Source organism: Variovorax beijingensis, from assembly GCF_003951285.1.
In the GTDB taxonomy this organism is placed as follows: Bacteria; Pseudomonadota; Gammaproteobacteria; order Burkholderiales; family Burkholderiaceae_C; genus Variovorax; species Variovorax beijingensis.
Genome location: NZ_RXFQ01000002.1, coordinates 457,774 through 479,260 on the forward strand (window position 1 = coordinate 457,774; position 21,487 = coordinate 479,260).

The window sequence follows — 21,487 nt, forward strand, 5'->3', positions numbered from 1 at the left end:
TCCCAAACGAACAATCAGCCATGAGCAGGCGTGCTGTCGCCAACGCTCGCCCGGAGCATCAATGGCTGAAGAAAGCGACCTCGAAAAAACCGAACCCGCCTCACCGCAGCGCCTCGAAAAGGCCCGCGAGGAAGGGGACGTGGCGCGGTCGCGCGAATTGGCGACCTTCGTGCTGCTGGGCACCGCCGTTGCCGGCCTGTGGCTCACGGCGGATTCGCTCGGTGCCATCCTGCGTGGCGCGCTGGCCCAGGGCTTGCACTTCGACCGCGCCGCGGCGTTCGATCCTTCCCACATGCTGGCGCGCGCCGGGTTCATGGGCCAGCAGGCGCTGCTCGCGCTTGCACCGCTGTTCGGCATGATGCTGGTGGCGGCCGTGGCGGCGCCGCTGATGCTCGGCGGCTGGCTGCTCTCGGCCAAGGCCCTGGCGCCCAAGTTCAGCAAGCTCGATCCGGTGGCCGGCGTGGGCCGCATGTTTTCGGCGCAGGCCCTGTCGGAGCTGTTCAAGGCGCTGGCCAAGTCGCTGCTGATCGGCGGCGTGGCCTGGCTGGTGATCATGGGCAACGTGGACGAGGTCTCCGCGCTGATGGCGCAATCGGAGCGCGCCGCGCTGCCGCAGATGATCGTGCTGGTGGCGCACAACTGCGCACTGATTGCCTCCGCGCTGTTCCTGGTGGCGCTGGCCGACGTTCCCTACCAGCTGTGGAGCTACCACCGCAAGCTGCGCATGTCGCGCGAAGACCTGCGCAAGGAACACAAGGAGAGCGAGGGCGATCCGCACATCAAGGCGCAGATCCGCCGCCAGCAACAGCAGATGGCGCGCCGGCGGATGATGTCCGAGGTGCCGAAGGCCGACATCGTGGTGACCAACCCCACGCACTTCGCGGTGGCGCTCAAGTATGTGGACCAGGACATGCGCGCGCCGCGCGTGGTGGCCAAGGGCAGCGACCTGATGGCCGCGCGCATCCGCGAGATCGCGCGCGAGAACAACGTGGCGATCCTCGAGGCGCCGCCGCTCACGCGCGCGCTCTTCAAGCACACCCGGCTCGGCGACGAGATCCCGGCCGGCCTCTACACCGCGGTGGCCGAGGTGCTGGCCTGGGTCTACCAGCTCAAGCGCTGGCAAAGCGAAGGCGGCGAAGCGCCGCGCACGCCGGCCGACCTGCCGATCCCCGAATCGCTCGAATACTCGCCGAAGACCGCCGCCGCATGAACGCCATGGCCACCTTTACGCGCCTGCAGGCGCAACTGTTCTCCGGCACCCAGTGGAAGGGCCTTGCCGGCCCCATCCTGATCGTGCTGATCCTGAGCATGATGGTGCTGCCGCTGCCGCCCTTCCTGCTGGACCTGCTGTTCACCTTCAACATCGCGATGTCGGTGATGGTCCTGCTGGTGAGCATGTACACCATGAAGGCGCTGGACTTCGCGGCCTTCCCGGCCGTGCTGCTGTTCTCCACGCTGCTGCGCCTGTCGCTCAACGTGGCCTCCACGCGCGTGGTGCTGATGCACGGCCACACCGGGCCGGACGCGGCGGGCAAGGTGATCGAGGCCTTCGGCCATTTCCTGGTGGGCGGCAACTTCGCGGTCGGCGTGATGGTGTTCATCATCCTGGTGCTGATCAACTTCATGGTGATCACCAAGGGCGCGGGGCGCATCGCCGAGGTGGGCGCGCGCTTCATGCTCGACGCGATGCCGGGCAAGCAGATGGCGATCGACGCCGACCTGAACGCCGGCCTGATCGGCGAGGACGTGGCGCGCAAGCGCCGCCAGGAAGTCGCGCAGGAAGCCGACTTCTACGGTTCGATGGACGGCGCCAGCAAGTTCGTGCGCGGCGACGCGATCGCCGGCCTGCTGATCATGGTGATCAGCATCATCGGCGGTCTGGTGGTCGGGATGGTCCAGCATGGCCTGGACTTCGGCACCGCCGCCACGACCTACACGCTGCTGGCCATCGGCGACGGCCTGGTGGCGCAGATTCCGGCGCTGGTGATCTCGACCGCCGCGGGCGTGATCGTCTCGCGCGTCACCACCGACGAAGACGTGGGCCGGCAGCTGACCGGCCAGCTGTTCTCCAATCCGCAGGTGCTCTTTCTGACGGCCGGCCTGATCGGGCTGATGGGGATGATCCCCGGCATGCCGAACCTGGCCTTCCTGCTGATCGCGGGCGGCCTCGCATGGCTGGGCCGGCGCATGCTCAAGCGCGCGCCGCAGGCCGCTGCCGAGCAGGCCGCCGCAGCCCAGGCCGCGGCCATGCCCTCGGCCGAGGCGCCCGAAGCGACCTGGGACGATGTGGCACTGGTCGACCCGCTCGGCATGGAGGTCGGCTACCGGCTGATCCCGCTGGTGGACCAGACCCAGAACGGCGAGCTGCTGGGCCGCATCAAGAGCATCCGCAAGAAGGTGGCCCAGGAGATCGGCTTCCTGGCGCCGGTGGTCCACATCCGCGACAACCTGGAGATCGCGCCCAACACCTACGTGATCAGCCTGAAAGGCGTGGAGATCGGCCGCGGCGAGGCCTTCCCCAACCAGTGGATGGCCATCAACCCCGGCCAGGTGAGCGGCACGCTGCCCGGCACGCCGACGCAGGACCCCGCCTTCCACCTGCCCGCGGTGTGGATCGACGCCAGCCTGCGCCAGGAGGCACAGGTGCTCGGCTACACGGTGGTCGATGCCTGCACGGTGATGGCCACGCACCTGAACCACCTGATCCAGACCCACGCCGCCGAGCTGCTCGGCCGCCAGGAAGTGCAGCAGCTGCTCGACCAGATCGGCAAGACCGCGCCCAAGCTCACCGAGGACCTGGTGCCCAAGATCATCTCGCTGAGCACGCTGCACAAGGTGCTGCAGAACCTGCTCGACGAAGAAGTGCCGATCCGCGACATGCGCACCATCCTCGACGTGATGGCCGAGCATGCGCCCACCGTCAAGGACGCGGCCGAACTCACCTCGCTCACGCGCCTGGCGCTCGGCCGCGCGATCACGCAGCAGCTGTTCCCGGGCGATTCCGAACTGCAGGTGATCGGCCTGGACGGCGCGCTCGACGGCGTGCTGCAGCAGGCGCTCACCAACAACAACGGCATCGAGCCCGGCTTGGCCAACAGCCTGATGCAGCAGACCCGCGCCGCCATCGCGCGCCAGGAACAGCTGGGCCTGGCGCCGGTGCTGGTCGTCCAGCATTCGCTGCGCGTGCTGCTCTCGCGCTTCCTGCGCCGCAGCTTCCGCCAGCTCAAGGTTCTCTCCCATGCGGAGATTCCTGACACCCGCAACATCAAGATCACCGCCACCATCGGAGGAAGAGTTTGAACATCCCGACAGACGTCCGCACCAGCGCGCGCAAGTTCGTCGCGCCCACCAGCCGGGAAGCGCTGCGCCTGGCGCGCCAGGCACTCGGCGACGAAGCCATCGTGCTGACCAACCGCGTGACCGCCGAAGGCGTTGAGATCGTGGCCATGGTGCAGGAAGACGTGGAAGGCGTGCGTGCGAGCGCCGCTGCCGCGCCGCCGACACCCCAGCCATTGACGGCAGCCATGGCCGCTCCGGCGCCCGCCATTGCCCCCGTCTCAGGACCCATCGCAGCGCCTGCCGCAGTCCCCGCGCCCCTGGCCGCGGACAGCGTGCTCGGCGAACTCCATTCGATGCGCTGCATGATCGAGGAGCAACTGGCCGGCGTGGCCTGGAACGAGAAGCAGCGGCGCGATCCGATGCGCGGGCGCCTGTTGCGCACTCTGCTGGGCGCCGGCTTCAGCGCCCGCCTCTCCAAGGCCATGCTGGAGCACCTGCCCACGGGCCAGAGCTATGCCCAGGGCATGGCCTTCGTGCGCTCCGAACTGATCCGCACGCTGCCGGTGCACGAGGACGAGGACGCGCTGCTGGCGCAGGGCGGCGTCTATGCGCTGATGGGCCCCACCGGCGTCGGCAAGACCACCACCACGGCCAAGCTCGCGGCGCGCTGCGTGATGCGCTTCGGCGCCGACAAGCTCGCGCTCGTCACTACCGACAGCTACCGCATCGGCGCCTACGAGCAGCTGCGCATCTACGGCCAGATCCTCAACGTGCCGGTCTATGCCGTGAAGGACGCGGCCGACCTGCACCTGGTGCTGCAGGACCTGCAGGGCAAGCACATGGTGCTGATCGACACCGTGGGCATGAGCCAGCGCGACCGCGCGGTGTCCGACCAGATCGCCATGCTCTGCAGCAGCCAGCGGCCCGTGAAGCGGCTGCTGCTGCTCAACGCCACCAGCCACGGCGACACGCTCAACGAGGTGGTGCACGCCTACCGCCACGGCGGCGGCAGCGATCTCGCGGGCTGCATCTTCACCAAGGTCGACGAGGCCACGCACCCCGGCGCGCTGATCGACACCGTGATCCGCCACCGCCTGCCGGTGCACTACGTCTCGAGCGGCCAGAAGGTGCCCGAGAACCTGATGCGCGCCGACCGCGCCCAGCTGGTGGACAGCGCGTTCCAGGCCAACAGCCGCAGCGCGCTGTTCGTGCCCGGCGAAGGCGACCTGCAGGACGGATCGGCGAATGCCGAAGCCTCCGCGGCCCACGCGGAGGCCGAACGCCAGCGGCTGCAATACCGCCAGCTGATCCGCGCCATGGCGCACGACGCGCAGGAAGTGGCCGCCGCGGCGTCGGCGCTGGCGGCCGCGCCGCTCGGCTTCGAGCAGGCGCGCGCACTCTGGCGGATGGCCGCCGACGAGGACATCGGCCACAAGGCGGTGCTGCAGGCGCTCATGGCGCATGCCGCGAGCGAGATCAGCGCAAGCTGCGACACGCACGTGCTGGCGCTCAGCGGCCAGGTCGGGCTCAAGTCCGACGAAGGCGGCGACGCCTACCAGTGCCAGGGCAGCCTGCTCTTGTCCGACCGCGGCGGACAACCGCTCGCGGCGCCCAACCAGTGGCTCTCCACCGCCGCGACCCGCAACGCCACCGACCCCACGCGCAAGCCCGGCGTGCGGCAGGTGCAGTGGCTGCGCCAGCAGGACTTCGGCAAGGCCGTGGTGCACATGCTGCCGCGGCTGCCCGCGGCCGAGCTCATGCTGCAGTGGCAGGTGCAGCGCCAGCAATGGATGGCGCGCGCACCGGGCTCCACGGCGGTGACCGATCCGCGCACCGGCGAATACGCCACGCTGACCGGCCTGGACTTCAATTTCGGCGATGCGCGCGCCGTGGTCTTCAAGGGCCGTGCCGCGCTGCAATCGGTGGCCGAGGCCCGGGTCACGCTGCGCAGCGACGGCGGCCTGCCCGGCCTTCGTTGCATTGCCACGCGCCTGACCGATGCGCGCAGCCACAAGGTGCTGGCGCAGAGCTATGCGCTCACCAACATCGGCCGCGACATCGGACCGCAGCAGCTCGCGCAGTGGCAGGGCTGGGCCGCCGAGGCCGAGCCCTGCCTGCGCCTGCTTCGCCAGGGCCTCTCGGTGCTGGGCGGCCTCGGCGAGGCGGGCGATCCGCACATGATGAAGCGCCTGCTCATCGCAGGCCAGGTGACCACCACCGTCTGGCGCCTGCAGCAGGCAAACGGCGACTGGGCCGGCCGCACCCGCGCGCTGTTGTCGCAGCTGACCGGCCGGCCCGCGCGGCCCGGCCGCCCCGTGTCGGGCAACGTGCTGTATGCCGGCATGGGCAAGCTGTTCTTCCTGCTGGAGGCGCTGGACACGTGAGCAAGCTGGTGTCGGATCAAGCCGATGGGCTGCGGCGGCTGCTTGCGCAGCCATCGGCGCGCATCATCGCGATCGCAAGCATGGGCAACCGGCCGGGCGCCACCACGGCGGCCATGAACCTGGCTGCCGCACTGGCCCACATGGGCAAGGACGTGCTGCTGCTCGACGAGCACAGGCCAGGGCCGGATACGGCGTGTGCGGCATGGGCCGCCGATCCGCTCGGAACGCTGGCCGACGTCGCCTCGCAGCGGCTGACCTGCGAGGGCGCCGCCGCGCGCGCCGAGTGCGGCGTGCACGTGCTGCCGGCGCCGCTCGGCGGGCAGCCCGACCACACCGACCCGCGCCTGCTCTGGGACGGCAGCATGATCCTGGTCGATGCGGCGCTCGACGCCGTCGGCAACCTGTCGCCGCTCGCGCGGCTGGCGGACGAGCTGGTGGTGGTGCTGCAGCCCCACCCGGCTTCCATCACCGCCACCTATTCGGGCATCAAGCGGCTGCACTACGCGCACGCGCTGCGGCAGCTTCGCCTGCTGGTCAATGGCGTGGCCGACCCCGAGGCCGCGCGCCAGACCATGGCCAACCTGGTCGACACCGGCAGCCGCTACCTGGCGGTTTCCATACAGCCGGCCGGCTGGGTCCGCGCCGACCCGCACCTGGCCGATGCCAGGCGCCTCGCCCGCACCGTGGTGGAGGCCTTCCCGGCCAGCCCGGCGGCCGTGGATTTCCGCGTCATCGCCGCCGCGGTCGCGCAGTGGCCCTGGCGCCCGACCGTGCGGCCGCAGGACAACCGGACCGCGCTCTGGCGGCCCGAGGCGCTGGCGCCGGAGCCCGCGACGGCACAAGAGCAAGAGACGGAAGAAAGGGACGGCCGTGTACACCGCGCAGGGAACCATTGAAAAGTCCCACCTGCTGAAGCAGCACCAGCCGATGGTGCGCCGCATGGCGCTCCAGATGCTGGCCAAGCTGCCCGCCAGCGTGGAGCTCGACGACCTGATCCAGGCCGGCATGATCGGCTTGCTCGACGCGTCCACGCGCTACCAGGACAACCGCGGCGCTCAGTTCGAGACCTTTGCCAGCCAGCGCATCCGCGGCGCCATGCTCGACGAATTGCGCGCGAACGACTGGGGCTCGCGCGGCCTGCGCCAATCGGCGCGCAAGGTGGAACAGGCCATCCAGGCGCTGGAACACCGGCTCGGCCGCTCCGCCAGCGAAGGAGAGATCGCCAGGGAACTGAAGATGGAGCTGGACGACTACCAGTCGCTGCTGCAGGACATCCAGGGCTGCCAGCTGCTCTACGTGGAAGACTTCGCACAGGACGGCGAATCCGAAAACCCCTGGCTCGAGCGCCAGGCGCAGGCCGACGCCCGGCTTGGCGGCGACGATCCGCTCGCACAGCTGCTCGAAGCGGGTTTCCGCCATGAGCTCGTCGATGCGATTGCCGCGCTGCCCGAACGCGACCAGCTGCTGCTGAACCTCTACTACGAGGAAGAGCTGAACCTGCGCGAGATCGGCGCGATCCTGGAAGTGACGCAGTCGCGCGTGTGCCAGCTGCACAGCCAGGCGATCAGCCGGCTGCGGGCGAAGTTGAAGGATTCGCTCTAAGCATTTCTGCCCGCACGACGACGCTTCCACATCACGCGGTCCGTCAAACAGTGATGAAAGTTCAAGGCGAAGTGCACTGTGCCCCTTGCCAGGCTGGCCTCGCCCGAATCTGGCATGGGCGGCCGCTCGATGGCGGGGCTATGCGCCAGGCGCGCCTGCGCCGAGCTGCTCGGCGAGCCCGACGATGATGCCCTCGGGTCCGCGGATGTAGGCCAGGCGGTAGGTGGCCCCGTACTGCATCTCGCCAATGATCTCGGCCCCGTGGGCGCGCATGCGCGCGACGACGGCGCCGATGTCATCGACGGCGAACATGATGCGGCGGATGCCCAGCGTGTTCACCGGCTGGTCCACGGGACCAAACCTGACCGCGTTGGGCGTATGGAACTTGTCCAGCTCGATGCCCTGTCCGTCGGGCGTGCGCATCATCGCCAGGGTGGCGCGGACATCCTCGAGCCCGATCAGTTGTCCAACCAAGGGCCCTTCCACGGTCGTTTCGCCCTCGAGCTTGAGACCCAGTTCGATGAAGAAGGCCTTGGTCGCTTCAAGATCGTCGACAACGATAAGGACGTTGTCCATGCGTTTGAGCGTCATATCCTTCCTCTCCTCACTTTAAAAGCAGGCATTCGGAGCCGCTATGGCGCCAGCGCCTTCTTCATGTACGCCATGTAGAAGCCCTGAATGTAGTCGTCGATGCGTCCGAACTCTTCGTACCCCTGCTTGAGGTAGAACGCGCGGGCCTGCCACTCGAATGTGTTCAGCGTCGCGTTGCGGGCGCCCAGCTCGCGGGCTTTCTGTTCCGCCACGGCGAGCAGCCTGCGTCCCACGCCCTGGTGCCTCGCTGCATCGTCCACGAACAGCAACTCCACGTTCAGCCAGTGCAGGAATACAAATCCGCGCAGGCCGCCTATGAGCGCGCCGCCCTGGTCTTTCGCGCTGAGCCAGACCGGCTGCACTTGTCCGTATTCGCCGACAAACCGGTAGTTGAACTGGCGCATGCGGCGACCCAGCTCGCCCGAGTGCACTTCCTCGGCCGTGGGGGTGTAGATCTCGAAGTTGTTCATGAATGGAAAGTCGGCTGCTGGCCGCATCCTGTCCCTTCAGCCCATCTCGATCGCAAGCCGCGGCCACCGCTCGCCGAACCGTTTTGCCGCAACCCGCTGCCGGTAGGTCGCAAGGCTTGCCCGCAGGGGGTTGTGCCGGACACGCAGCGCGAACAGGTCATCGAGTCCATGCGGCGCGACCACGCCCAGCGATTCATCCTCGTTCAGCCAGACGCCGACGCAGGTTGCAAACTCCGGCCAGGTCGCAACGCCTTCTTCCAGCGATGCGAGAGGAGGCACCACCTGGCCGAGGGCGCCGGCAAGCCAGCGGTGCACGCCCGCCTGATTCGTCACTTCCCAACGAAAGCCTGGCATGGCCGCATGAAGCCGATTCTCGAGGCCGGCATCGTGCTCCGGACCGGCCTTCGCGTCGAAGTAGACGACATCCAGGTCTTCGACGGCCGAGCGCCGATCGAACCCATGAAGGATGTCCCACACCAGGGACTGGATGGCGCCGGCGCCAATGCACCAGGACCGCAGCCCGAGCGAGCGCACGGCTCGCAGTGCGGCCATCAACTCGTCCGATGCCGCCACCATGGCGGCAAGCCTCTGCTCGTGGTCTGCCTGGGGGCCGGAAGTCATGCCCCGATGGTAAGCCGGCGGACCCGCACAGCCTCAGAACCCGAGGCTCTCCAGCAGGTCGTCCACCTGCGCCTGGCCCGTCACGGCCTCCGGGTTGCCCGGCACCACCTGCGGACCGTTCTGCAGGCTGCTGGCTTCGGCCTCGTGGCGCTTCTCGGCGTGCTTGTCGAGGTGCGAGTTGTCGATCAGCACCTGCAGCAGCTGCGTCTCGACGTCGTTGACCACTTCCATCATCTTCTTGATGACCTGGCCCGTGAGGTCCTGGAAGTCCTGCGCCATCAGGATCTCGATCAGCTGCGTGTTGATGGCGCCGGCCTTCTGCGGCACGTCCTGCAGATAGCCGCGCGTGTCCATCACGAGCTGGCGCGCATGGTCCAGCTCGACCGGGTTCGCAAACCATTCGTCCCAGCGCCGGCTGAGGCCCTTGGCGTTGCTTGCGAGGTCTTCCTGCAGCGGCTGCGCCAGGTCGATGGCGTTGAGCGCCCGGTGCGCCGCCCGCTCGGTCATGGAGGCGATGTAGCCCAGGCGGTCGCGTGCATCGGGAATGGCTTGCGCGGCCTTGGCCACCTGCTTGTCCAGCCCCAGCTCGCGCAGGCCTTCGCGCAATTGCCGGGTCAGCTGCCCGATGCGCCCGAGCAACTCTTCGGCCGTGTTCCCGTGCTCCGCGGGTTCGAGCGCAGCGTGTGTCATGTCAGGCCGCCTCTTTCTGGAGCTTCTCGAAGATCTTGGTGATCTTTTCCTCGAGCGTGGCCGCCGTGAAGGGCTTGACCACATAGCCGTTGGCGCCGGCCTGCGCGGCCGCAATGATGTTCTCCTTCTTGGCCTCGGCCGTGACCATCAGCACCGGCAGCTTGGCCAGCTCGGGATCGGCGCGGATGGTCTGCAGCATGGTGAGGCCGTCCATGTTGGGCATGTTCCAGTCCGACACCACGAAGCCGAAGTTGCCGCCGCGCAGCTTCTCGATGCCGGCCGCGCCGTCCTCGGCTTCGTCGACGTTGAGGAACTCGAGTTCCTTCAGCAGGTTGCGCACGATGCGCCGCATGGTCGGAAAGTCGTCCACGACCAAAATTTTGATGCTCTTGTCAATCACGATTCTTCAACTCCAACAGTTCGTTTTTCAAACCCGGTTCGTGCGTTCGCCGAAAGTGCGCAGATGGGCCAGCACGCGGCGCCCCATCTCTCCCAGCGGCGCCACTTCATCGGCGGCGCCCAAGGCGATGGCCTCGCGCGGCATGCCGAAGACCACGCAGCTGGCCTCGTCCTGCGCGAAGGTGTAGGCGCCGGCCCGCTTCATGCGCAGCAGGCCTTCGGCGCCGTCCCTGCCCATGCCCGTGAGGATCATTCCGATCGCGTTCTTGCCGGCGTGCCTGGCGGCCGAATCGAACAGCACGTCGATCGACGGCCGATGGCGATTCACCGGCGGCTCCTGGTCGAGCTGCGCCACGTAGTTGGCGCCGCTTCGCCCGAGCGACAGGTGAAAGCCGCCGGGCGCGATGTAGGCGTAGCCCGGCAGCACGCGTTCGCCATGCTCGGCTTCCTTCACGGTGATGCGGCACAGGCCGTTCAGGCGCTGCGCGAACGAGCGCGTGAAGCCGGCCGGCATGTGCTGCGCGATGAGCACCGCGGGCGCATCGGGCGGCAGCGGCAGCAGCACCTCGCGGATGGCCTCGGTTCCGCCGGTGGAGGCGCCGATGATGATGAGCTTCTCGGTGCTCAGGAGCGGACTGCGCAGCAGCGGCTCCTGCGGATCGCCGTCCGCCGCGCCCTTGGCCGAGGCGCCGTGCCGGCCCGGCAGCAGCCGCGCCGCGGCGGCCGTGCGGATCTTGCCGGCGATGAGCTCGGTGTATTGCAGCAGGCCGTCGCGCACGCCGAGCCGCGGCTTGGTCACGAAATCGATCGCGCCCAGCTCCAGCGCACGCAGCGCAATCTCCGAGCCGCGCTCGGTCAGCGACGACACCATGACCACCGGCATCGGCCGCAGGCGCATGAGTTTCTCGAGGAATTCGAGGCCGTCCATGCGCGGCATCTCGACGTCGAGCGTGAGCACATCGGGGTTCGTCACCTTGATGAGGTCGCGCGCCTGCAGCGGATCGGCCGCGGTGCCGACCACCGTCATGTCGGCCTGGCTGTTGATGATCTCGGTCATCACGCTGCGGATCAGCGCCGAGTCGTCGACGCAAAGTACCTTGATTTTCTTCATGCGATCCAGCTTCCCTTGCCGTATGTGGCAGACCATTTGCGCAGCAGTTCGCCCTCGTCGCGCTGGACCGCCTGGATGTCGACCGGCGCGCGCAGCTTGCGCACCACGGCCTTGCCGCTCGCTGGCAGCAGGCACACGCGGCGCGCATGCAGGCCGCGCAGGTCCTGCGCGGCGACGGCGATGCGCTGCTTCTCGAGGTAGCGCAGGACGAAATCGGCATTGCGCCCGCCGATGTTGAGCATGGTCATGTTCGCCAGCACTGCGGCGCCGCCGAAGACCTTGGCCTTGAGCCGTTCGCGGCGCGCGCCCGCGCGCAGCAGCTCGGCGATCAGCACGTCCATCGCATGGGCGCCGTAGCGCATGGCGCCGGCCTGCTCGCGCGAGCCCGCCTCGGCGTCGTCGGGCAGCATGAAATGGTTCATGCCCGCCACGCCCGCCTCCACGTCGGTGATGCAGGCGGCCACGCAGGAGCCCAGCACCGTCGTCAAGAGAACGCCGGCGTCGGTCACGTAGTACTCCGCCGGCAGCAGCTTGACCGCGGCGCAATCGAAGTCGCGGTCGAAGTAGTGGTGCGTGGCCACCGAACCCGGCACGGCCGCGGGCAGGAAGCCCTTCTGCGCAGCAAGATTGGTGTTCGCATGGGTGTTCATGCACGCGCCTTGCCCAGCGCGTACACCGTCTGCCCGACCGTCTTGAAGCTCTGGTTGACCAGCGAGGCGTTCTCCGAATGCCCCGCGAACAGCAGGCCGTGCGGCTTGAGCAGCGGCATGAAGCGGTCGAGCAGCTTCTTCTGCGTGGGCTTGTCGAAATAGATCATCACGTTGCGGCAGAAGATCGCGTCCACCGGCTCCTTCACGGGCCATGACGTATCGAGCAGGTTGAGCCGCGAGAACTTGACCATGGCGGCCACCTCGGGGCGCACCCGCACCTTGCCGGCGTTCGCGCCCGTGCCCTTGTTGAAGAAGCGCCGCAGGCGGTCGGTGGACATGCGGTTGGCCTGCTCCATCGTGAAGATGCCGGCCGAAGCGCGAGCCAGTACCGCGGTGTCGATGTCGGTGGCAATCACGCGCGCTGCGCTCGCACGCTCGCCGAGCGCCTCCATCAGCGTGATCGCGATCGAATAAGGTTCCTCTCCGGTCGATGCGGCCGCGCACCAGACGGTGAGCGGCTGGGTGCACTTGCGCGCCAGCTCCGCAAGCACCGGAAAGTGGTGCGCCTCGCGGAAGAACGAAGTCAGGTTGGTGGTCAGCGAGTTGATGAACAGCTGCCACTCCTGGCCGTCGCGGCTGTCTTCCAGCATGGCCAGATAGGCTGAAAATTCGGGCAGCCCGAGCTCGCGCAACCGGCGCGAGAGCCGGCTGTACACCATCTGCCGCTTGTGCTCGCCCAGCGCGATGCCGGCGCGCCGGTGGATGAGCGTGCGAATGCGCGAGAAGTCGCCGTCGGTGAAGAGGAATTCGGAGTCCATGCGCGTGCTCGCTAGGCCGCTTCGACCGGGGTCACGTCCTGCGACCAGGCCAGTGCCGACAGATGCGCGGCATTCACCTGGCCGGCGCTCAGGAGCAGCGCCTCCGCCAGGCGCGCCGCCTCGCCGGTGTCCAGCTCACAGGCCTCGGCCAGCGAGAGGAAGGGGCCGTACACGCCGCCGCGCGTGAGGATGGCCTGCTGGACCGAATCGGAAAGCTGCACCTTGTTGAGCACCTCCTGCATCGGAATGCCCAGCAGCTGGTCGATCAGCGAGAACATGCCGACCACGAACAGGTTGTCCGACTCGCCCCGCGGCAGCATGATCTCGCCCATCAGCTCGACGAAGCGGCCGCGCATGATGGCCCTCTTCATCATGAAGGGCGGGCTGCCCATGGGGTTGCTCGTGGCCAGCAGCAGCGAGAGCCAGCGGAACAGCGGCGAATAGCCGAGCATCGTCACCGCATGGTGCAGCGAATGGATCTCGACGCCCGCACCCACGGCTGGCGAATTCATGTGGCGCAGCAGCCGGTAGGTAAGCGCGGCATCGCGCTTGAGGGCGGCCTCGATCTCGCGCAGGTCCTCGTTGCGCTGGATCATCTGCAGGAGCCGCATGATCAGCACCGATTCGGGCTGCAGCGCGTGGCCGCCGGTGCTCGCCGCAGGCGGCGGCGGCAGGCCGCAGCTCGCATCGGCGAACACGTCGATGCGGCGCGCGGCGCAGGCCTCGAAGTCTTTCCACGAGGCCATGCGCGTGGCGATCGGCTGGATCGGCATGTGGTCCGGCTGTTCCTTGCCGCGCGCGGCCGCAACGAGCAGGGGATCACCGGCACCCACGTCGAAATGGCTCACCAGGCCGAGCAGCTCGGGATCTTCGGGCAGCGCCGTGGCGCGGCACAGCATGAAGCTGAACCCCTGCTCGTGCAGGAAGTGCAGGATCGGCCGCAGCTCCTCGTTGGCCAGGTCGCCGAGCTCCAGGCAGAGCACGGTGTACTCGGGCGGCAGCGATTGCAATGCGCCCAGCGCCAGCGCCTCTGCGTTCACATCGAAGAACAGTTCGCTGCGCCCCAGCCGCCATGGCGTGTCCGGCGGGTTGAGGTGCTCGGTCACGCAGGCCACGAGCGACTTGAACTGGCTGATCGCATCCGGAGCTTCTTCGGGCCTGGCCGCCGCGCGCCAGGCGAGCTTGTAGCCTGCAACGCGCTTGTGCGCATCGAGCAGCAAGGTGTAGGCCACGTAGCCCTCTGCATTGCGCGGCATCGCCAGGCCTCGGGCCCCTTGGGCTGCGGGCGTTTCCTCGGCCGCGGCGCGCCGGAAAAAATCAAAACGCATTGCATCGTCTCCGTGGGTTGTATCTGTCAGGCCGCGACCGGCTCCGTGCGGGCCGCGCGGGCCAGCACGGTGGCGCGCTCCACATGCGCACGCTGGATGCGCGGCATGGCATCGACGTCGATGATGAAGGCCACGCTGCCGTCGCCCAGGATCGTCGCGGCCGAGATGCCCGGCACCTTGCGGTAGTTGGTCTCCAGGTTCTTGACCACCACCTGGTGCTGGCCGAGCAGCTCGTCCACCAGGAGCGCGAAGCGCGTCTCGCCGGCCTGCACGATCACCAATATTCCCTGGGTCGGATCGGTCTGCGCGCCGGCCACGTCGAACACGCCGTGCAGCTCGATCAGCGGCAGGTATTCACCGCGCACCTTGATCACATGGCCGTCGCTGGTGATCGAGTGCAGGTGCTCCGTGCGCGGCTGCAGCGACTCGATCACGTAGCTCAGCGGCAGGATGTAGGCCTCGCTGCCCACCTTGACCGACATGCCGTTCAGGATGGCCAGCGTGAGCGGCAGCACGATGCGGGTGGTGGTACCCCAGCCCTCGCGCGAGCTGATTTCCACATGCCCGCCCATCTCCTGGATGTTGCGCTTGACCACGTCCATGCCGACGCCGCGCCCCGAGATGTCGGTCACCTGCTCGGCGGTGGAGAAGCCCGGCGCGAAGATCAGCTGCCACACCTCGTCGTCGGGCATGGTGTCGGTCACGGGCAGGCCCTGCTGCATGGCCTTGGCGAGGATCTTCTGGCGGTTCAGGCCCGCGCCGTCGTCGCTGACCTCGATCACGATGTTGCCGCCATGGTGCTGCGCCGACAGCAGCAGCTGCCCTTCGGCTTCCTTGCCCTTGGCGATGCGCTGCGCCGGCGTCTCGATGCCGTGGTCCAGGCTGTTGCGCACCAGGTGCGTGAGCGGATCGATGATGCGTTCGATCAGGCCCTTGTCGAGCTCGGTCTCCTTGCCGAAGGTGTCCAGGCGCACTTCCTTGCCAAGCTTGGCGCTGACGTCGCGGATCACGCGCGGGAAGCGGCTGAACACATAGTCCATCGGCATCATGCGGATCGACATCACCGATTCCTGCAGGTCGCGCGCGTTGCGCTCCAGGTGGCCCAGGCCGCTCAGGAAGCGCTCGCATTCCACCGGGTCGAGCATGGTGGCGGCCTGCGTGAGCATCGACTGCGTGATCACCAGTTCGCCCACCAGGTTGATGAGCTGGTCGACCTTCTCCACGTCGACACGGATCGAACTCGAATCCTTGGCGCCCGCCGCGGCGGCCGAAGCGGACACCGGCCTGGGTGCCGCGCTGGCCGTCGGCGCGGCTGGCTGCGGTGCGACGGCCGCCGGTGCTGGTGGCGCGGCGGCAATGGGCGCGGCCGCAGGAGCCGCATCGCCAGCGGGCTCGGCCGTGATCTCGATCTGCGACTCGTCGATGACGAAGCAGCACACGGCCACGATGTCGTCGGGCGCGCAACTGGTGTCGAGCACCACCGTCAGCTGGTCGCCGCTGCGCGTGCGCGACAGCAGCTTGCCGAGGTTGCCGAGTTCGTCGGCAAGCAGGTCGCATTCGCTGTCGGACAGGCGCGAGAACCGGATGCGCAGCGCCCCGCCCTGCGCGGACGCCGCGGCAGCGGAGGCAGCGGAGGCAGCGGAGGCAACGGAGGCAGCGGAGGCAGCGGGCACGGACACGGACACGGGCACGGGCACGGGCACGGGCACGGGTGCGGGTGCGGGTGCGGGTGCGGGTGCGGGTGCAGGCGCGGCCTGGGCACCATCGCTCTCCAGCGCCAGCTGGCGCAGCACCTCGCAGATGTGCGCCACGCGCTCGGGGTCGGGTTCGTTCTCGGCCTGGTAGGCGATCAGTTGTTCTTGCAAGGCGTCCTTCGTTTCCAGGAATGAATCGATCATCGAGCGGCTCAGCGTCAGCTGGCCGTGGCGCGCGCGGTCCAGCAGGGTTTCCAGAAGATGGGTGGTGTCGGTCAGCGCAACGAAGCCGAAGGTGGCCGCGCCGCCCTTGATCGAATGCGCGGCACGGAAGATGGCGTTGAGCTGCTCGCTGTCGGGCGCCTCGGCGTCCAGCTCGAGAAGCAGCTGCTCCATCTGTGCCAGAAGCTCGACGGCTTCGACAAAAAATGCCTGTGTGAACTGACTGAGATCCATCGTTGCTCCGAACCGGCGTGCATGCGTGCCGGCGTCAATGTCTTTAGGGGTGCGTGGGTGCCGGCGACCCTTTGACGGTCACCTTGAGGTTGTCGGTGGGCGCGGAAAGCGGCGGCGAAGCCTTCGACCTTGCCGGCAGGATGGCGCCGGCGCCGCGACCGCCGCTGTTCTCGTTCTCGATCTGCTGCTGCGTGCGGTGGTTGAGCAGGATGATGCTGATGCGCCTGTTGATCGGATTGCGCGGATGGCTCCGGTCCAGGTGCATGCTGTCGGCCAGGCCGACCACGCGCAGCACCTTGTTCTCGGCCATGCCGCCCATCACCAGTTCACGCCGCGAGGCATTGGCCCGGTCGGCGGACAGCTCCCAGTTGCCATAGGAGCGGTCGCCGTTGCTGTAGACAAAGGCATCGGTGTGACCCGACAGCGTGAGCTTGTTGGGCAGCTCGTTGAGCGTGGGCCCGATCTCGCGCAGGATGGCCCGCATGTGCGGCACCAGCTGCGCGCTGGCCAGGTCGAACATCGGGCGGTTCTCGTTGTCGACGATCTGCAGGCGCAGCCCCTCGGTCGTGATGTCGATCAGGATCTGCGAGCGGAACTGCCGGAACACCGGGCTGTTCTCGATGAGCTTGTCCAGCCGCTCCTTCATGCTGGCCAGGCGGTCCGCATCGGCGTCGTCCTCGGCGTCGGCGCGCTGCACCTCGCCGTCGGCCCGCGTGCTCGGGTCCATGCCGCCGCCGGGAACCACGCTGATGCTGGTGCTGCTCTTCTCGCCGCCGCTGATCGCCACCTTCAGCGGCATGCGGAAGTGCTCGGCGATGCCTTCGCGCTGCTTCGGCGAGGTATTGGACAAGAGCCACATCACGAGGAAGAACGCCATCATCGCGGTCATGAAGTCGGCATAGGCGATCTTCCAGCCGCCGCCGTGCCCGCCGCCCCCGTGGGCGGCAACGCGCCTGACCACGACCCTGTGCTTTTCCGTGCCCATGACGATGCGCCGCGCCGCTCAGCGCGCCTTGACTTCGCGCACGTGGCTGTCCAGCTCGGTGAAGCTGGGCCGCTCGGTCGAGAACAGCACCTTGCGGCCGAACTCCACCGCCAGTTGCGGTGCGTAGCCGTTGAGGCTGGCCAGCAGCGTGACCTTGGTGCACTGATACAGCTTCATGCCCTCGGACACCTTCTGGTCGATCAGCGAAGCCAGCGGCGAGACGAAGCCGTAGGCCAGCAGCACGCCGAGGAAGGTGCCCACCATGGCGTGCGCGATGAGCGCGCCCATTTCGGCGGGCGGCAGGTCGGCCGAGCCCAGCGCATGAACCACGCCCATGACGGCCGCGACGATGCCCAGCGCGGGCAGCGCATCGCTCACGCGCGAGAGGCTGTGCACGGGCATCTCGGCCTCGTGCTTGATGGTCTCGATCTCGTGGTCCATCAGCGCCTCGATCTCGAACGCATCGGTATTGCCGCTGATGACCAGGCGCAGATAGTCGCACAGGAACTCCATCACGCCGGCATCGGCCAGGATCTCGGGGTAGCGGCTGAAGATCTCGCTCTGCGCCGGGGCCTCCACGTCGGACTCCAGCTTCATCATCCCTTCCTTGCGCGCCTTGGCCAGCAGCTCGTAGAGCAGCGCGAGCAGGTCCAGGTAGAGCTGCCGGTTGTGCTTGGACGAGCGCAAAAGCAGCGGCAGCTCCTTGAGCGTGGCCTTGATCGTCTTGCCGTTGTTGCCGGCCAGGAAGGCGCCCAGCGCGGCGCCGCCGATCATCAGCAGCTCGACCGGCTGGAACAGCACGCCGAAGTGCCCGCCCATCAGTGCATAGCCGCCGAAGACGGCGCCAATCACCACCAGATACCCAACCAAAAGGAGCACGCGCTTCCCCTATTGCCCTTGAGGCGTCGATTCAAAAGCCCTGCCCGGCGGGCAGGGTCCGTGTCAGTGGAGCCCCGCGGCGCCCGGCGCCGCCTCCACGCCAAAACCCATGCCTTCGATGCCGAGCGCGGCGGCCTCGCCGTCAGCGCCGCGCTTGGCGCCGCGCACCTTGCCCGCCCGCGACGGCGGCCGGCAGAGCACGCACACGTAGCCGCTCTTGTGGTCGTGCGCATGCGCGACGAACTGGCCCGAGCAGCGGCAGCAGGTGCTCAGCTGCAGCATGTCGCTGTCGAAAAAGCGCACCATCGTGTAGGCGCGCGTGAAATCCAGAATTGGCTCGCTGTCCTGCGCCGCAATTTGCTGCAAATAAAGTTTGTAGCTTTTAATCAATATCCAGACTTTTTCTTCGTCCGAATGAATTTTCATGAATTGATACATGTTGTAAAACATTGACGAATGGATATTCGCCAGCCACGTCATGTACCAATCCGTCGAAAAGGGGAGCAATCCCTTGGGCGGTGAAACCCCTTTGATTTCCTTGTAGAGCCGGATCAGCCGCTCGCGGCTCAGGCCCACCTCCGATTCCAGGAACTGCAGCCGGGCGCCCAGCTGGATCAGCTGGATCGCGAGCTGCACTTCCCGCACCTCGCCCAGCACGCTCTTGCGCGTCATGCAGCCACCGCTGCTTTTCGGGTCTGCAGGCTTCGTGCCGACATCAGGATCGACATGTGCGCTTGTTGCAGCATCGTATCCTTACCTTCGCCAACCACCGCGGACATCGAGGCATGCTCGTCCAGCCGGAAACTGCACAGCAGGAAGTTCGACGCCGCCAGCTTGACGATTTGCGCCAGCGACATGCTGGCCAGCATGTCGGCCAGTTCGCTGCTCACGCCAAGCCGAAACATCGCCGCCACGCGGTCCTGCTTCACCAGCTTCTGCGCCAGCAGCATGTAGGCGAGGTTGATGTCGCCGATTTCCCGGGAGATTTCGCCGTTGGCTACGCTCATCACGTTATCCGTTTCCAAAATGCACTCCGTTCAGTCATGTCCTGATCGAATTATTCACAATATTTAACACTTGTAACCTTCTGCACTACTCAAACTGTAAACAGGACTACAAGTACATGTAAGCTTTTGTTGCAATCGCACGACGGGCTTACGTCGATGCGACTGGTTCTCAAAAATAATGACGATTCAATGAAAAAACATTAGTCGGGTCGGCCTGCCGTCTGGCCCCTGCCGTTCTCGATTCCGTGGATCCACGCCATGACCTCGGCCACCGCCAGATAGAGCTGCGGCGGGATCTGCCGATCGAGGTCCACCTGCATCAGCAACCGGACCAGGTCTGGCGAGGCGTGCACGTAGACACCGTTCTCGCGCGCCTGCCGCAGGATCGATTCCGCCGTCACGCCATAGCCCTTGGCCACGACCACCGGCGCCTTCGCGGTGTCGGCGTGGGACAGGGCCACGGCGCCCTGGCGCGGCTGCGCGGGGGCCGTCATGCGGTGCGCTCCATGGCCGTGATCTGCAGGTCCTGCAGCCGCAGGCCCGCAGCCTCGAGACGCGGTGCCAGTTCGCCGCCGTTGCTGCGCAGACGGGCCAGCGTCGCGGCCTCGCTTGCGGCCAGGTGCGCCTGGACCAGTTCGCCCGCGAGGCTCAGGCGAAGATCCACCGCGCCCAGCTTCGGCAGCGTGAGCGACACCGTGGTCGTCCAGCGGCGCGCAGGTGTGCCGCGATCACCGCCGCGGCCTTCCGGCGCATCGCCGGGTTGCCCGGTTTCTTCGTGGATCGACCACGCCATCGGCACATCCGGCCACGCCTGGCCGCTCCAGCGGAACACGGCGGTGGCCAGCAGGTCGAGCTGCTGGTGCACCAGCGCGGCGGTCTGCGGATGGATCAGCTCGGCCGCGGCCGGCACTGCCGCGCGCGCCGAAGCATTGGCTGCAACGGTTTCGCCGGCGCCGAGGCTGGCCATGCGCTCTTCGCCGGTCAACGCGGCCATATGGCTTGCCGAAGCAACCGCGGCCTGGTGAGTCTGTGCGAACGGCGCGCCGGTGCTCGAAATCATCTCGGACGGCAGTGCCTGCGGCAATGCACCGGGCGGCGCGGGAGCGGGTTCGCCGGCAGCGAAGAGCGGCGCCGCGGCAGCAGGCTGGACCGCAACCGGCCGGGACAGCGCAAGCGGCTGCGGCGTGCCAGGCACGGCCGGCCGCTGCAACGGCTGCAGCTGCGTCAGGCGAACCTGCGGCTCCTCGGCCAGTTGCGACAGCGTGCGCTGCCCCAAGGCGAATTCGAGCAGATGCGATTCATAGAAGAGCCCGCTGCCGCTCACCGATCGTCCCAGCGCGGCCGCGAGCATGGCGCCGGACGGAGCTTCCTGCGGCGACGCCCACAGCGGCGCCGCACCGCGCACCGGCTCCGGTTCGGCATCGAGGTCCGCCAGCACGGCGCTGATGACGCGTGCCGCCGCCGACCACTGCGTGTCGATCGAGGGCGGCGCATCGGCGCGCGGCAGTGCAGGCGCGGCGCCAGCCTCAAGGCGCGTTTCGAGCGGCGCATGGGACGGCAGCCGGACATCGTTCTTGACCTTCTGGATCTCGGCCATCGGCCCCACCGGCATGCTGGTGCCGACCTCGGTCTGCAGCACGGCGAGGTCCGGCCGCGCCGAAGAAAGCTTCGAGGCAAGCAGCGCATCGACGGCAGGTCCGATCGGTCTGTTCATGGCTTTGGATGCAGCGTCCAGCGATCAGTGCGGCAGGCCGTAGGCCTTGCCAAGATCGCTGCGGTTCTGCAGCTGGGCCATCTTGGCCACCAGGCGCTCGAGCTGCGGCTTGACCAGTCCGCACACCTCGTCCTGGTCGGCGTGGATGCGCGCGATCAGGCCGCGCACGTGCTCGAGCTGAGCGGCGTCCAGCGACACCGCGCCGACGGCCTTGAGCCGGTCGACCAGCGCCGCGCAGCGGGCCTCGAGCTCGGGCAGCCGGTCCCACTCCCTCGCGCGGGCCAGCGAGGCCATGAGCGACATGGCCGAGGCGAGCTCGCCATAGCAATGGATGACTTCGTGGCGGACTGGCACGGCCTGCGCTTCCAATGTGAAGGTGTCAATTGCCGGCACTGGCGCCGCCGATCTCGCGCCATGCCGACGCGACGTTCTCGAGCAGCGCCTCGGCCTCGTCGAGCGCCTTGGGCTCGTTGTGCAGGTTGGCGTAGAGCAGCCGCCGAATGACGTAGTCGTAGAGCGCCGACAGGTTGTCCACCAGTTCGGCGCCGGCCGCGCCGGCGGCCTTGGCATCGAGGCCGGCCTTCAGGCCGTTGTCGACGATGCTCACTGCCTTGGAAATCGCGTTGCCCTTGGCGGCCATCTCGCCGGCCGCCATGTGGTGGCGGGCCATGCCGATGCTGGTGACGACGCCGTCGAACAGCATCACGATGAGCTGGTGCGGCGACGCGCTCATGGTGCGCGTTTCCATGCCGACGCGTGCATACGCGCTGGCGCCGGTTCTGAAGGTGTGAGGGGTGTACATGGCTGCT

23 protein-coding genes are annotated in these 21,487 nt (G+C 67.7%); 5 read left to right on the top strand and 18 right to left on the bottom strand.

The genetic code is table 11. From position 1 onward, the window contains the following. Nucleotides 1–61 precede the first annotated feature (61 nt). From flhB to EJO66_RS05245, 5 genes are read left to right on the top strand one after another with little or no spacing between them, the layout of a single operon-like run. On the top strand, nt 62–1,210 hold the full coding sequence (gene flhB / locus EJO66_RS05225; protein ID WP_124956696.1) for a flagellar biosynthesis protein FlhB: 1,149 nt from the start codon (nt 62–64) through the stop codon (nt 1,208–1,210). Continuing rightward, nucleotides 1,207–3,300: a flagellar biosynthesis protein FlhA gene (gene flhA / locus EJO66_RS05230; protein ID WP_124956698.1), complete on the top strand. Its 2,094-nt coding sequence runs from the start codon at nt 1,207–1,209 to the stop codon at nt 3,298–3,300. The genes flhB and flhA overlap by 4 nt, the downstream gene beginning before the upstream one ends. Next, nucleotides 3,297–5,663 carry a flagellar biosynthesis GTPase FlhF gene (gene flhF / locus EJO66_RS05235; RefSeq protein WP_124956700.1) on the top strand — a complete coding sequence of 789 codons (2,367 nt, stop codon included), beginning with the start codon at nt 3,297–3,299 and terminating at the stop codon, nt 5,661–5,663. Before flhA ends, flhF begins: the two co-directional genes overlap by 4 nt. Continuing rightward, nucleotides 5,660–6,559 (top strand): MinD/ParA family ATP-binding protein, encoded by a 900-nt coding sequence (locus EJO66_RS05240; protein ID WP_124956702.1) that lies wholly within the window; start codon nt 5,660–5,662, stop codon nt 6,557–6,559. Before flhF ends, EJO66_RS05240 begins: the two co-directional genes overlap by 4 nt. Beyond that, entirely contained in the window at nt 6,534–7,265 is a 732-nt protein-coding gene (locus EJO66_RS05245; RefSeq protein ID WP_124956704.1) for an RNA polymerase sigma factor FliA, read from the top strand. Before EJO66_RS05240 ends, EJO66_RS05245 begins: the two co-directional genes overlap by 26 nt. Before the next feature lie 138 nt (nt 7,266–7,403). On the opposite strand, the gene EJO66_RS05250 is transcribed toward EJO66_RS05245, so the two are convergent. The 18 genes from EJO66_RS05250 to fliS all read right to left on the bottom strand — a co-directional run bounded on the left by EJO66_RS05250 (nt 7,404) and on the right by fliS (nt 21,480). Beyond that, nucleotides 7,404–7,856, bottom strand: a complete 453-nt coding sequence (locus EJO66_RS05250; RefSeq protein ID WP_124956706.1) for a VOC family protein — start codon at nt 7,854–7,856, stop codon at nt 7,404–7,406. Between the two features lie 41 nt (nt 7,857–7,897). Beyond that, on the bottom strand, nt 7,898–8,326 hold the full coding sequence (locus tag EJO66_RS05255) for a GNAT family N-acetyltransferase (protein WP_125964724.1): 429 nt from the start codon (nt 8,324–8,326) through the stop codon (nt 7,898–7,900). A 36-nt stretch (nt 8,327–8,362) separates the two neighbouring features. Beyond that, complete coding sequence (locus tag EJO66_RS05260; RefSeq protein WP_125964731.1) at nt 8,363–8,902, bottom strand: nucleotidyltransferase family protein; 540 nt, start codon at nt 8,900–8,902, stop codon at nt 8,363–8,365. A 78-nt stretch (nt 8,903–8,980) separates the two neighbouring features. Continuing rightward, complete coding sequence (cheZ, locus tag EJO66_RS05265) at nt 8,981–9,637, bottom strand: protein phosphatase CheZ (protein ID WP_124956710.1); 657 nt, start codon at nt 9,635–9,637, stop codon at nt 8,981–8,983. A gap of 1 nt (nt 9,638) precedes the next feature. After that, nucleotides 9,639–10,034, bottom strand: coding sequence for a chemotaxis response regulator CheY (cheY, locus tag EJO66_RS05270; protein ID WP_026284205.1), 396 nt, complete (start codon nt 10,032–10,034; stop codon nt 9,639–9,641). A 30-nt stretch (nt 10,035–10,064) separates the two neighbouring features. After that, nucleotides 10,065–11,147, bottom strand: coding sequence for a protein-glutamate methylesterase/protein-glutamine glutaminase (locus EJO66_RS05275; protein WP_124956712.1), 1,083 nt, complete (start codon nt 11,145–11,147; stop codon nt 10,065–10,067). Continuing rightward, nucleotides 11,144–11,797 (bottom strand): chemoreceptor glutamine deamidase CheD, encoded by a 654-nt coding sequence (gene cheD / locus EJO66_RS05280; protein ID WP_124956714.1) that lies wholly within the window; start codon nt 11,795–11,797, stop codon nt 11,144–11,146. Before cheD ends, EJO66_RS05275 begins: the two co-directional genes overlap by 4 nt. Further along, nucleotides 11,794–12,615: a CheR family methyltransferase gene (locus EJO66_RS05285; protein ID WP_124956716.1), complete on the bottom strand. Its 822-nt coding sequence runs from the start codon at nt 12,613–12,615 to the stop codon at nt 11,794–11,796. Before EJO66_RS05285 ends, cheD begins: the two co-directional genes overlap by 4 nt. Before the next feature lie 11 nt (nt 12,616–12,626). After that, nucleotides 12,627–13,943, bottom strand: a complete 1,317-nt coding sequence (locus EJO66_RS05290; protein ID WP_125964725.1) for an EAL and HDOD domain-containing protein — start codon at nt 13,941–13,943, stop codon at nt 12,627–12,629. A gap of 26 nt (nt 13,944–13,969) precedes the next feature. Next, on the bottom strand, nt 13,970–16,093 hold the full coding sequence (gene cheA, locus EJO66_RS05295; protein ID WP_125964726.1) for a chemotaxis protein CheA: 2,124 nt from the start codon (nt 16,091–16,093) through the stop codon (nt 13,970–13,972). 43 nt (nt 16,094–16,136) lie between these two features. Next, a complete protein-coding gene (gene motB, locus EJO66_RS05300; RefSeq protein ID WP_124956722.1) occupies nt 16,137–17,078 on the bottom strand; it encodes a flagellar motor protein MotB in 942 nt (313 codons plus the stop codon). An 18-nt stretch (nt 17,079–17,096) separates the two neighbouring features. Next, complete coding sequence (gene motA / locus EJO66_RS05305) at nt 17,097–17,957, bottom strand: flagellar motor stator protein MotA (protein ID WP_124956724.1); 861 nt, start codon at nt 17,955–17,957, stop codon at nt 17,097–17,099. A gap of 63 nt (nt 17,958–18,020) precedes the next feature. Further along, nucleotides 18,021–18,629, bottom strand: coding sequence for a flagellar transcriptional regulator FlhC (gene flhC / locus EJO66_RS05310; RefSeq protein ID WP_124956726.1), 609 nt, complete (start codon nt 18,627–18,629; stop codon nt 18,021–18,023). Continuing rightward, a complete protein-coding gene (gene flhD / locus EJO66_RS05315; protein WP_185738250.1) occupies nt 18,626–18,964 on the bottom strand; it encodes a flagellar transcriptional regulator FlhD in 339 nt (112 codons plus the stop codon). Before flhD ends, flhC begins: the two co-directional genes overlap by 4 nt. 200 nt (nt 18,965–19,164) lie before the next feature. Beyond that, complete coding sequence (locus tag EJO66_RS05320; protein WP_124956730.1) at nt 19,165–19,458, bottom strand: EscU/YscU/HrcU family type III secretion system export apparatus switch protein; 294 nt, start codon at nt 19,456–19,458, stop codon at nt 19,165–19,167. Then, on the bottom strand, nt 19,455–20,678 hold the full coding sequence (gene fliK / locus EJO66_RS05325) for a flagellar hook-length control protein FliK (RefSeq protein WP_124956732.1): 1,224 nt from the start codon (nt 20,676–20,678) through the stop codon (nt 19,455–19,457). The genes EJO66_RS05320 and fliK overlap by 4 nt, the downstream gene beginning before the upstream one ends. Nucleotides 20,679–20,702: 24 nt before the next feature. Beyond that, nucleotides 20,703–21,032 (bottom strand): flagellar protein FliT, encoded by a 330-nt coding sequence (locus EJO66_RS05330; RefSeq protein WP_223262161.1) that lies wholly within the window; start codon nt 21,030–21,032, stop codon nt 20,703–20,705. A 25-nt stretch (nt 21,033–21,057) separates the two neighbouring features. Beyond that, entirely contained in the window at nt 21,058–21,480 is a 423-nt protein-coding gene (gene fliS, locus EJO66_RS05335) for a flagellar export chaperone FliS (protein WP_124956734.1), read from the bottom strand. Nucleotides 21,481–21,487 lie beyond the last annotated feature (7 nt).